This window comes from Klebsiella sp. RCJ4, assembly GCF_009025755.1.
Lineage (GTDB): Bacteria > Pseudomonadota > Gammaproteobacteria > Enterobacterales > Enterobacteriaceae > Klebsiella > Klebsiella michiganensis.
Window position 1 is genome coordinate 244,874 of record NZ_WCIN01000043.1, and the last position, 11,662, is coordinate 256,535.

Annotated in this window: 9 protein-coding genes; 2 read left to right on the top strand and 7 right to left on the bottom strand. The window is 59.0% G+C overall.

Translation table 11 applies throughout. The annotated features are described in order from the left end of the window. Positions 1 to 26: 26 nt before the first annotated feature. From fucR to fucP, 5 genes are all read right to left on the bottom strand, one after another. Positions 27 to 737, bottom strand: coding sequence for an L-fucose operon activator (gene fucR / locus F8562_RS24060; RefSeq protein ID WP_014226618.1), 711 nt, complete (start codon positions 735 to 737; stop codon positions 27 to 29). Between the two features lie 57 nt (positions 738 to 794). After that, the gene (gene fucU, locus F8562_RS24065; protein WP_014839391.1) at positions 795 to 1,217 is read right to left on the bottom strand and encodes an L-fucose mutarotase; all 423 of its coding nucleotides are present in this window, start codon (positions 1,215 to 1,217) and stop codon (positions 795 to 797) included. Position 1,218: 1 nt separating this feature from the next. Then, positions 1,219 to 2,637 (bottom strand): L-fuculokinase, encoded by a 1,419-nt coding sequence (gene fucK / locus F8562_RS24070; protein WP_014839390.1) that lies wholly within the window; start codon positions 2,635 to 2,637, stop codon positions 1,219 to 1,221. 102 nt (positions 2,638 to 2,739) lie between these two features. Continuing rightward, positions 2,740 to 4,515 (bottom strand): L-fucose isomerase, encoded by a 1,776-nt coding sequence (gene fucI / locus F8562_RS24075; protein ID WP_014839389.1) that lies wholly within the window; start codon positions 4,513 to 4,515, stop codon positions 2,740 to 2,742. 31 nt (positions 4,516 to 4,546) lie between these two features. Beyond that, positions 4,547 to 5,857, bottom strand: a complete 1,311-nt coding sequence (gene fucP, locus F8562_RS24080) for an L-fucose:H+ symporter permease (protein WP_004853675.1) — start codon at positions 5,855 to 5,857, stop codon at positions 4,547 to 4,549. 560 nt (positions 5,858 to 6,417) lie between these two features. Between fucP and fucA the strand changes: the two genes are divergently transcribed. After that, a complete protein-coding gene (fucA, locus tag F8562_RS24085; RefSeq protein ID WP_004853673.1) occupies positions 6,418 to 7,065 on the top strand; it encodes an L-fuculose-phosphate aldolase in 648 nt (215 codons plus the stop codon). A 326-nt stretch (positions 7,066 to 7,391) separates the two neighbouring features. On the opposite strand, the gene xni is transcribed toward fucA, so the two are convergent. Next, positions 7,392 to 8,147 (bottom strand): flap endonuclease Xni, encoded by a 756-nt coding sequence (xni, locus tag F8562_RS24090; RefSeq protein WP_025108014.1) that lies wholly within the window; start codon positions 8,145 to 8,147, stop codon positions 7,392 to 7,394. Between the two features lie 109 nt (positions 8,148 to 8,256). Further along, complete coding sequence (locus F8562_RS24095; RefSeq protein WP_014226612.1) at positions 8,257 to 10,200, bottom strand: sigma-54-dependent Fis family transcriptional regulator; 1,944 nt, start codon at positions 10,198 to 10,200, stop codon at positions 8,257 to 8,259. Between the two features lie 270 nt (positions 10,201 to 10,470). On the opposite strand from F8562_RS24095, the gene ssuD reads away from it, so the two are divergent. Continuing rightward, entirely contained in the window at positions 10,471 to 11,643 is a 1,173-nt protein-coding gene (ssuD, locus tag F8562_RS24100; RefSeq protein WP_014226611.1) for an FMNH2-dependent alkanesulfonate monooxygenase, read from the top strand. Positions 11,644 to 11,662: the final 19 nt, after the last annotated feature.

The following is an 11,662-nucleotide window of genomic DNA, read 5'->3' on the forward strand; positions in this document are numbered from 1 at the left end:
GCCGCTATCCGGCGCTGCCATAGCCGTTACGACTGCGACACGTCCGAAACAATATGCGTCACATCATCCAGATGGCCGATCCGCGCCTCCCCTGAACGATTAAATTTGCTCTTATCAATCAACAATAACGATTGCGACGCTCGCTTAAGCAGCAGCGATTTGAACTCGGCGTTCACCGTATTTGAGTCCCAGAGCGCGCCGTCGCTGTCGATGCCCTCGCAGGAAAAAATGAACAGGTCGATCTCCAGCGCTTTGAGCTGTGAGATAAGCGACGCGCTGACGTAGCAGCCGTATTTTCGCTGGAGCGTACCGCCGGAGCAGGTAAGCTGAATGTTCTCTCGCTTGCTGAGCTCCTGGCAAATCGGCTGGCTGTTGGTAAAGACGTGAAGGTCGATATCCGGCAGCTGGCGGGCCAGATACCAGCAGGTGGAACTGGCATCAAGGGCGATAACCATCCCCTCTTCTATCCACGCAAGCGCCTCGCGGGCGATGTCCGCTTTGTGCGCGTAGTGGCTTTTCAGACGGATATGAAAAGGGTCGCCGCTGTCACGGCTTTGCCGGTGAATGACTTTTGCCCGACCGTGGTTACGCAGCACTTTCCCCTGGGACTGGAGCTCGCTGAGATCGCGGCGAATGGTTTCTCTGCTGACGTTAAGCTGTAGCGATAAGGCTTCGGTGGTCAGGCTGTTATGGTTAATGAGCAGGTCTAGTATCGCTTGCTGTCGTGCCGCTTTCATTTTTCTCACCCTGGCGTTCGCTGAGCGCCCGCATCAGACGGGCGCTCCGGCATGAGATTACGGCGTTACTCCTTTTTTTAAAAGAATATTCCCGTACTTAGCGCGCTCACCTGTGATAACGATCGCAAAGGCTTTTTGCGCCCGCTCGTAGAAAGCAAAGCGGTCGATGCGGGCGATCTCCGGGCAGGGCGCGGGGCCGGAAAGCGCCTCGCGATAGCGCGTTTCTACCTGAGGGTCGAGGACGTCGCCTTCCACGGCGGCCATCATCACCAGCGGCGGAGCGTAGCTGTCTAACTCAAACAGCGGAATAATCGCCTGCAGCAGGTCGCTCACCCGCAGGCCGTCGGCGCGAATGACCTGTGGGCCCATGCTGTGGGCCGGGAAGTGGGCATCGGAAAAAATAATCTCATCGCCATGCCCCATTTCCGCCAGCACTTTGAGGAGGTCCGGGGAAATCAACGGGGAAATCGTTTTTAGCATCTCATACTCCCTCAATCAGTTCGGGTTCGGTTTGCGGGTAAAAGTAACGATACCGGTAGCTCACCTGCGCTCTGGCCTGCTCCGGGCTGCTGAATTCACCGACGCCATACCAGCCAAACATGGCGGCGCCGGCGACGGTGGTTTCGGCGTCATCGAGTACTTTAATGGGGATCTCCAGCCTGTTGGCTTTGATCTGATTCCACAGCGCGTTGCGGCTGCCGCCGCCGACCAGCAGCAGCTCGCGGGCTTTGAAGTGGCCGATTTGCTGCAGCGTTTGCAGATTGTGCGCCAGCTGTTCGGCTAATCCTTCCAGCGCGGCGAGGTAGAAATGACCGCGGGTGGTATTCAGCGTTATGCCCTGCCAGCCTGCGGTTGGGCTGGATAGCAGGTCGCACTGCATCTTCACCTTCTGAGCGCCGCGGGGGAGGGCCCGGGCCTCTTCAATCAACGTTTGCCACGGCGTTTCAGGTGTCCACAGCAGCTGGCGTATCCATTCCAGCACGCCGGAGGCCAGCCACTGCATGCCGGGGTTATAGCGTCCCGGCTGACAATCCAGCTCGCAGGTGGAGCCCGCATAGTGGCTGAGCAGCGACGTGTCTACCTGGGCGCTGCGCACCATCAGAATTTCCCAGGTGCCGGACGACAGCACCGGTTCATCCTGCTCCGCGCCCGCGCCAAACAGCGCGAACTGGGTGTCGTGCCCGGCGGAGATAACCGGAATGCCGACGGCTAAACCCAGCATTTTCGCGGCATCGCTCCGCAGCGTGCCAATCTGCTGGCCCGCTTCAACGAGCCGGGGAAACAGGCGGCGCGGCAGCCCCGTGGCCTGCAGAATCTGCGCGCTGAAATCCCGCTGGTGGATATCCAGCATCTGGCTGGTGCCCGCCATGGTGATATCGGTCGTGAATTCCCCGGTCAGACGCTGGTTGAGAAGCGAGGAGATGAACAGCCAGGCGTGGGCTTGCTCCAGCAGCTGCGGGTGGTTCTCTTTCAGCCATATCAGCTTATACAGGGTGTTGAAACCAAATGCGCCGACGCCGGAGATCTGCTGGAGCTGCTGCGCGGGCATAAAGCGGCCGATATTGTCCATCACCGACGCGGTACGCGGACATTTCCAGCTGATGACCGGATAGAGCAGCTTGCCCTGTTCATCCACCAGCGCGCCGTCGACGCCGAAGGTGGTGACCGTGATGCCGCGAACCGTGCAGGATGAGAGCGGGTCGGCAATTTGCCGACAGCATTCGGCGAAGCGTTGCAGGATCGCCTCCAGCGACCACTGGTGCCAGGCGCTGTTCTCCACGGCGATATCGCTGGCGTTGGCCGTTGCGGCGCGGGCGATAATGTTCCCCTGGCGGTCAACGGCAATCGCCCGTACGTTAGTGGCGCCGCAGTCGAGGACCAGGATGACTTCATTCTTCATAATCTCTCCCGAGACGTTGCCGGATGGCGGCGTAAACGCCTTATCCGGCCTACGGGACGGTATCATCCGTAGGCCGGATAAGCGCAGCGCCATCAGGCATTTTTAACGTTTATACAGCGGGCCGTAGTTCTGGCAGGCGCGGTAATCCTGGCCTTCGCTATCCATCCCGTGCGCAGACCAGCTGGAGGGGCGGTAGATTTTCGCCTCTTCTACGTTATGCATGCACACCGGGATCCGCAGCATCGACGCCAGGGTGATAAAGTCGGCGCCAACGTGGCCGATGGTCAGCACGCCGTGGTTAGCGCCCCAGTTCGCCATCACCGAGTAGACGTCGGAGAACGGGCCTTTACCGGTCAGGCGCGGCGCAAACCAGGTGGTGGGCCAGGTGGAGTTGGTGCGGGCATCCAGCTGGTCATGCATCGCTTTCGGTAGCTCTACGCTCCAGCCTTCGGCAATCTGCAGTACCGGGCCGAGGCCTTTGATGATATTTACGCGGGTCATGGTGAACGGTACGCCGCCTTCGGTCAGGAAGCGGGAGGAGAAGCCGCCACCGCGGAAATATTCATGAATCGCCGGGCACCATTCGGTGGCCGCGAGGCAGGCGTCGGCCTCCTGCTGGCTGATTTCCCAGTGCGGCTTCATGGTTGGCTTGCCTTCCGCATCGAGCTGTTTGCAGGCGCCGTCCAGCGCCGCTGAACCGGAGTTGATCAAGTGGATAATGCCGTGTTCCGCCAGTCCGGTGAGCGGTTGGCCGGTGACGCGTTTAACCGCGTCCGGCGACCAGTAGGTGCGCACGTCGGCAAACACCTGGGCGGTGCCGGTCAGCTGGTGGCCCATCAGCATCGCCACGCCGTTGAGGCTGTCGTTTTCCGTGGCGACGACGAAGGGTTCGCGTACGCCGTTCCAGTCGAACGAGCTATTGAGCAGCGCCTCGGCGGTATCGCCGTTAGGGTATTGATCGGTCCAGTGGCGCTGGCCCTGGAAGCCCGCAGCGATGGCGTTGTAGCCCAGCGACTCTTCGACCAGCCCTTTTTCCGCCAGCTTCTTGTTGCCCTGCATCATGTCGCGGATGCACATCGCCATCAGCAGGCTCTCTTTCAGCACCGCGCGGTTCTGTTCGGCGTTGCGCTTATACTGCTGCGCGTTCTGGTCTTCGCCGTAGCGGAAGTTTTTATCCGCCCACGCCAGCGCCATTTCCAGCTCGCTTTCATCATAGATTTTCTGGTCGATGCGGCGGCGCAGTTCGGTCATGTCCACCGCCTGCACTTTCATACCGAGCCAGGACTCGAAGAAGTTGTGATCGACGATAGAACCGGCGATCCCCATCGACACGCCGCCGACGGAAAGATAGCTTTTGCCCTTCATGCTGGCCACCGCTAAGCCGGCGCGGGCAAAGCGCAGCAGTTTTTCTTCGACATCCGGCGGAATGGAGGTGTCGTCGGCGTCCTGCACGTCGTGACCATAAATGGAGAACGCCGGAATACCCTTCTGACTGTGGGCCGCCAGCGCTGCCGCGAGGTAAACCGCGCCGGGGCGCTCGGTGCCGTTAAAGCCCCAGATGGCTTTTGGCCGCAGTGGGTCCATATCGATAGTTTCGCTGCCGTAGCACCAGCACGGAGTCACGGTAATGGTGACGCCGACGTTCTGGCTGCTGAATTTCTCCTCGCAGGCGGCGGATTCCGCCATGCCCGCAATGCAGCTGTCGGCGATGACGCACTCAATCTGCGCGCCGCAGGCGTGACGCAGTTTTTCCGCGATCAGCGCGGCGGTGGCTTTCGCCATATTCATGGTTTGCTCTTCCAGCGACTCGCGCACTCCCATGCGGCGCCCATCAATCACCGGGCGGATGCCAATTTTCGGTAAGCTGATTTTTTTCATTCCAGATTCCTCACGTTATTCGGATAAATGTTTAGTTAGCTGCCGTTTGCGAACGGAAACGGGCAAAGATGAAGATGACGGCAAAGCACAGCGCCGGGACCAGCTCCGCGGTGGGGATGTTGCCAGCGGCGTCGCTGACAAAGCCCATCACCGGGGTGACAATCCCGCCGCCAATAATGGTCATGACGATAAAAGAGGAGCCGTATTTGGTGTCCTGCCCCAGGTTTTTGATGCCCAGCGAGAAGATGGTTGGATACTGAATCGACATAAAGGCGCTGCACAGCGTCAGGGCCAGCAGACCCACGTGGCCGCCGGTGAAAGCGGAAATCAGGCACAGGATCATCGAGAGCAGGGCATAGGCTGCCAGCACTTTATGCGGCGCGAAGCGGCTGATGAGCCAGGTACCGGAGAAGCGGCCGATAAAGAAGCACACCATCGTGCCGGTCAGATAGTTGGCGGCGAAACCGGGCGTCATGCCGGGGATCTCTTCGATAGCGTAGCGAATCAGATAGCTCCAGCAGGCGGTTTGCGCGCCGACGTAGCAGAACTGCGCCAGCACCGCCCAGCGCCAGTGGCGAACGCGGACCAGGCGAGCAAGGGAAGCGGAGAAGGAACTCTGGTTGGCGTCACTATGGTCGTCGCTCTGCAGGGCCGGGAATTTGGTCAACATAATCAACAGAGCGACCAGTAAGACAACCGCGACGATGATCATATACGGGGTTTGCACCGAGAGCACCAGGCTGTGTTTATAGGCGCTAAGCTGCTCCGGAGCCATTTTATCGAGCACATCCTGCGATTGATGCGGCACATTAGACAAAATGAGACTTTGCCCAAAAACCACCGCAATAATGGCGCCAAACGAGTTAAACGTTTGGGCAAGATTAAGCCGGAAGTGACCGCCGCTTTCTGGACCTAAGACGGTAACAAACGGGTTTGCCGCGGTTTCTAAACACCCTAAGCCTGCAGCAATAATAAACAGGCCAATCAGGAATAAGGTGTAATTCATAACTTCAGCGGCGGGCCAGAATAGCGCGGCGCCAAAAGCATATAAGAACAGTCCGGTAATAATACCGGCTTTATAACTTAACTTTTTCATCAAAATTCCGGCCGGAATGGGAATGACGAAATAGCCGAAATAAAAGGCGGATTGAATCAGTCCAGCCTGGAAGTTGGTTAAGGTAAAGGCTTGTTGAAATTGTGGTAATAAAATATCGTTGAGATTATTTGCGACCGCCCAAAGAAAAAACAGCGAGCACAGCAGGGCGAAGGGAATAATGTAGCGCTTGCTTTGCCCTGTCTCTACCGCACGAAAACTCTGCGTTTGTATTGTTGTGTTTCCCATAGCATCCTCATTGGTTCAGAAGCGTGTTCAGCAGCCGGCTTATGCCCACCAGACCGCAAAAATCAGGCGAGCTCTTGTGACGACATCAACAGTGAAATAAACATCACGGAGTGAACTCATGAATTCATTTTCAAATTAAAAAAGCCTTTTAATATGATAGCGGTCACACTTCGTATCCACTCGGTGGTTTTATGTGATTATCATCACCTTAATAATCAGAAAAACATGACCGTTTGAGAAAGTTAATTGTAAAACCCACAGGGTCGATGACCGATTTATTTTATTATGTGGAAAACGGGCAGTTGTTAAAACTATCAGTAAAATGCCCGTTTTTAAATCTATTAGTAAGAACGGGCATTTTTCAGAAAGCAAAAATCAATGAACGGTTGTTTTTATACTGAAATAAGTGAGAGGAATCACAGAACCGGCGGATGTAAATTCCTTTCTGCTTATTCGGGATGATGATGGTGAGTAATTATTTGAGCTATTCAACAGCGTCGGAGCGTCATCTCCGGCGAGCCGTCTGTTGTCGCATTGCGCATCATAAAGAGAGGTAAAGAATGGAACGAAATAGACTGGCCCGGCAGATTATTGATACCTGCCTGGAAATGACCCGCCTGGGGTTAAATCAGGGAACCGCCGGTAACGTGAGCGTGCGTTATCAAGGGGGGATGCTGATCACGCCAACGGGTATTCCTTACGAAAAGCTGACGGAAGCGCACATTGTGTATATCGATGCCGAAGGTCAGCATGAACAGGGCAAACTGCCGTCCAGCGAGTGGCGTTTTCATATGGCGGCTTATCAGACGCGGCCTGATGCTCACGCGGTGGTACATAATCATGCGGTTCACTCTACGGCGGTGTCGATCCTCAATCGTCCCATTCCCGCCATTCACTATATGATTGCGGCGGCGGGCGGTAACTCTATCCCCTGTGCGCCCTACGCCACGTTTGGTACCCGCGAGCTGTCTGAGCATGTGGCCGTGGCGCTGAAAAACCGCAAAGCGACGCTGCTGCAGCACCATGGCCTGATCGCTTGTGAAGAGAATCTGGAGAAGGCCCTGTGGCTGGCGCATGAAGTTGAGGTGCTGGCGCAGCTTTATCTCAGCACTCTGGCCATCACCGACCCGGTGCCGGTTCTTGGCGACGAGGCCATTGCTATCGTGCTGGAGAAATTCAAAACCTACGGATTGCGTATCGAAGAGTGATGCCGTAAGCGAAGGCTTCTGCCGGCTGCTTCCGGGAGATGTGCTGGGCTGATACCCCGGCGCTGTTATTCCCCGGCTTGCGCTGTGCTTAGCCGGGCTACGGGCTGCCCCTCTGTGCTTTGCACCCTGGGACGGTGCAAGCGCCTGCCCGGGCTACGGGCTCACCGCCGTCTGCGGTAGCCCGGGTAAGGCATAAGCCGCGACCCGGGGAATGCGCTCACCGTCTGCGGGCCGGTAGCCCGGACAGATGCGCAGCATCGCCTCCGGGAAGCCGCGCGCACCGCAGCCCGGCGCCTCCGGGAAGCCGCGCGCACCGCAGCCCGGCGCTACCGGGACAGCCGCAGCTGCTGGAGGTTGCCGTCCAGCTGTAAATCGGTTTGCAGGCGCGCGATGTCCCGGCAGGTGAAGGCCATCTCTTTCTGTTCTTCCAGCTTCTTGCGCCACTTCTCCGGCACGTCCGCCAGCCGCGCGTAGATCCCTTCCAGATCCTGAAAATCGGTTAACAGCTGGGCGGCGCTTTTCGGCCCAATGCCCGCCACGCCGGGAACCTTGGAGCTGCTGATGCCCGCCAGCCCCCAGTAGTCAGGCAGCTGTTCCGGCGTCACGCCAAACTCTTTGGCGATAAACGGCGCATCAAGCCAGCGCTTCTGAAAATAGTCGCGGATGCGGATCGTCGGCGACAGCAGCTGGCAGTAGCCTTTGTCGGTTGAAACGATGGTTGCCTGATGGCCGGCCTGCGCCACTTTGACCGCCAGGGTCGCGGCAAGATCGTCGGCTTCGCTACCGCTGAGCGCCCAGCAGCGAAACCCGCGTTGCTCAAACGCCGCCCGCAGCGCCGGCATTTCCGCTTCGAGGGTCTCCGGCATCGGCGCGCGCCCGGCTTTATAATCGGGCAGACGCTGATGTCGCCAGCCGTGGCCGCGGTCTTCATCATCAAATACCGCCACCACGTGGGTTGGCTGGCTATGGACCACCAGCTGTTCAAGCGCATGCAGGCAGGTGTCGACGCAGGGTGACCCCTGCACCGCGTGGATGCGGCGAATCAGATTAAGTGCGTCGACGATTAACAGATGAACGGCCACGGATATCCTCATAAATAGGCTCTTATTGCAGTGCCTTTCAGGGTAACATCGCCGCGCGTATGAGGCTATTGCCGCCAGGGAAATCAGGAAGATGACTCGCAGTTTCCGGCTAATCAACGTGCATCAGCAGGCCGAGATCGCTATTGGTGGCTTCGCCGTACCAGACCGCCTCGCGCACCGAAACCGGTTTGTGGATAAGCCCAAGGGCGTAAAAGCGATCGGCGATACTTTGTTGGGCGCGAATCACGTTGAGATCCATCGGCCGCGGACGATGGCTGCGGCGCGATAAGGCGCGCGTCAGAGAGGCGGCGTTAAGCCCCAGCTCGGCGGAGAGCAGTCCGGCGGCTTGCTCCCGGTGCTGGTCAATAAACTGGCCGGTCTGCGCCAGCTCGGCTAACAGGCGCTGCATGATATCGCTATTGCGGCTGGCGTAGTCGCGGCGCGACAGGTAGAACTGGTGGTTATTGACGCGCCCCTCGCCGCTGGCAACAACCCGTAATTCGCCGCTATATTCCGCGTCGCTGAGCAGCGGATCCCACATCATCCAGGCGTCCACCGCCAGGTAATCGCTGGCGGTCAGCGGATATTTCGGCGGAATATAGACCACTTTGACGTCGTTTAATGCCAGCCCGGCCTCTTCCAGGATATGCAGCAGCAGCCAGTGCACGTTAGAGCCCTTATTCAGCGCGATACGCTTGCCGCGCAGGTCGGCAATGGTGCGAATGTCGCTGTGCTGCGGGACGACCATCGCCACGCTTTGCGGAGCGGGCGGTTCCCAGGCGACGTAGACCAGCTCGCCGTTACTCGCCTGAGCGAAAACCGGCGGCGCTTCGCCGGTGGTGCCAAAATCGATCTCATCGCAGGCGAGAGCGTGCAGCAGCTGCGGCCCGGCGGGGAATTCGCTCCACAGCACGCTGACGCCGCGGCTGGCAAAGGCTTGCTCGAGACTTTGCCGCGCTTTCAGGATGCCAAGATTGCCGAAGCGCTGGAAGCCGATGCGCAGTTCCCGGTCGCGAGAGACGCTGTTGACCGCCGGGCCGAAGAGGGGCTCCTGACGGCGGCGGCTTTTAATGATGCCAAAATTGGCCAGCTGCGTGCGCAGCGTGTGGCGGCTAATACCGAGCAGCGCCGCGGCCTGGCTTTGATTATCGTCACTGTGGGCCATCGCGCCGCGTATCAACGCCCCGGTGACCCTCTCCCACAGCGGCTCGCCCGGCAGGGAAAGCTGACGACGAATAAAATCGTCGAGCTCATTATCGCCCGCCGCCGAGGGCTCATTGTTCAGCGTCGTCAGCCGCAGCTGGGCGGGGCCGATCTCCTCTTCTTTACTCAGCAATACCGCGTTATGCAGAGTGTTTTCCAGCTCGCGAATATTGCCCGGCCAGGGGTACTCCATCAGCCTTGCCAGCGTCTCCGGGGCCAGACGACGAGCCGGGCGGCCCAGGCGGCGGGCGTAGAGCGAGAGAAAATGGTCCGCCAGTACGGGAATATCCTGGCGACGCTGGCGCAGCGGCGGCAGCGGGACGAGAGCGATATTCAGGCGATAGTAGAGGTCTTCGCGGAAACGACGCTCGCGGATGGCCTGCATCAGGTCCACGTGGGTGGCGGCGATCACCCGCACGTCCACCTTAATGGCCTTGCGCGAGCCGACGCGGGTGATTTCGCGCTCCTGCAGAACGCGCAGCAGTTTGACCTGAAGCGGCAGGCTAAGCTCGCCGATTTCATCGAGCAGCAGGGTGCCGCCCTCCGCCGCCTCGAACCAGCCGGGATGGCCTTGTACCGCGCCGGTAAACGCCCCTTTTTCATGGCCGAACAGCTCCGCTTCCGCCAGGCTTTCGCTGAGCGCGCCGCAGTTGACGGCCAGAAACGGCCGGTGGCGGCGCGGGCTATGGTGATGCAGGTAGCGGGCGACGACCTCCTTACCGGTGCCGGTTTCGCCGACAATCAGCACGGTCGCCTCGGTGGGGGCCAGTTTATCCAGCAGGCTCTGAAACGCTTTTGACGCCGGGTCGATCAGCGCGGGCGTAGAGGATGGAAATTCAGGATTCAGCATGGTGACCTCCGGTATTTGATGCCCTGAAGTTATCCTGTGCCGGGGACGGAAACCAGAGGGCTAACTCGCCGGTCTGTTGCAAATGCCGCAGTCCGGACGCATTGGCTGCGGCATTTGCAACAGCGGCGTAAGGTTCGGTTTTTTGTAACTCACTGAATTTATATTGTTAATTTTTTATTCACCATTGGCACGATTATCGCTAACACTCATATAACCAAATTAAAACAACTCTTCGATAAATATCGGATATGGTTATATAGGAAATGGATAATGACGCAAAAAACCGACGATAAAATCAACGTGTTCTGGTTTCTGCCCACCCACGGCGATGGCCGCTACCTTGGCACCTCGGAGGGCGGACGCCCGGTTGATTTGCCTTACCTGCAGCAGGTGGCGCTGGCGGCCGACAGCCTCGGCTACTACGGCGTGCTGATCCCAACGGGGAAAAGCTGCGAAGACTCCTGGCTGGTGGCCTCGGCGCTGGCGCCGCTGACCCGCCGCCTGCGCTATCTGGTGGCCGTTCGTCCGGGCCTGCAGCCGCCGACGCTGGCGGCGAGGATGGCGACGACGCTCGACCGCCTGTCGGGCGGTCGGCTGCTGATTAACGTGGTGACCGGCGGCGATCCGGTGGAGAACAAAGGCGACGGTATTTTCCTCAGCCACGGCGAACGCTATCAGGTCACCCGCGAATTTCTCGACGTCTACTCGCGCCTGCTGAAAGGTGAAAAGGTGGATTATCACGGCGAGCATATCCACGTGGAAGGCGCGGAAGTGCTGTTTCCGCCGGTACAGGAAAACGGCCCGCCGCTGTTTTTTGGCGGCTCCTCTGAGGAAGCCATCGACGTCGCCGCCGATCAAATCGATACCTACCTGACCTGGGGGGAGCCGCCGGCGCTGGTGGCCGAAAAGCTGGCGATAGTGCGCGAGCGCGCCGCCGCCCGGGGCCGCACGTTGCAGTACGGGATTCGTCTGCATGTGATTGTTCGCGAAACCGAAGAGGAGGCGTGGGCCGCCGCCGATCGGCTGATTTCACACCTTGATGACGAAACTATCGCCCAGGCGCAGAAAATTTTTGCCCGTATGGACTCCACCGGCCAGGCGCGAATGAGTTCGCTGCATAAAGGATCGCGCGACAATCTGCGTATTGCGCCGAACCTGTGGGCGGGCGTGGGACTGGTGCGCGGCGGGGCCGGGACGGCGCTGGTCGGCAATCCGCAGCAGGTGGCAGAACGCATTCGTGAATATCAGGCGCTCGGTATCACCAACTTTATCTTCTCCGGCTACCCGCATCTGGAAGAAGCCCATCGTTTCGCTGACCTGGTCATGCCGCTATTGCCGCTGGCAGGCCACGATCAGCCGAAGGCGCGTAGCGTCAATACCGGCCCGTTTGGCGAAACCATCGGCGGCGATAAGCGTCCGGTGAAACAGGTCAGCGCAAGCTGAGGAGGCGCGTATGTTACAC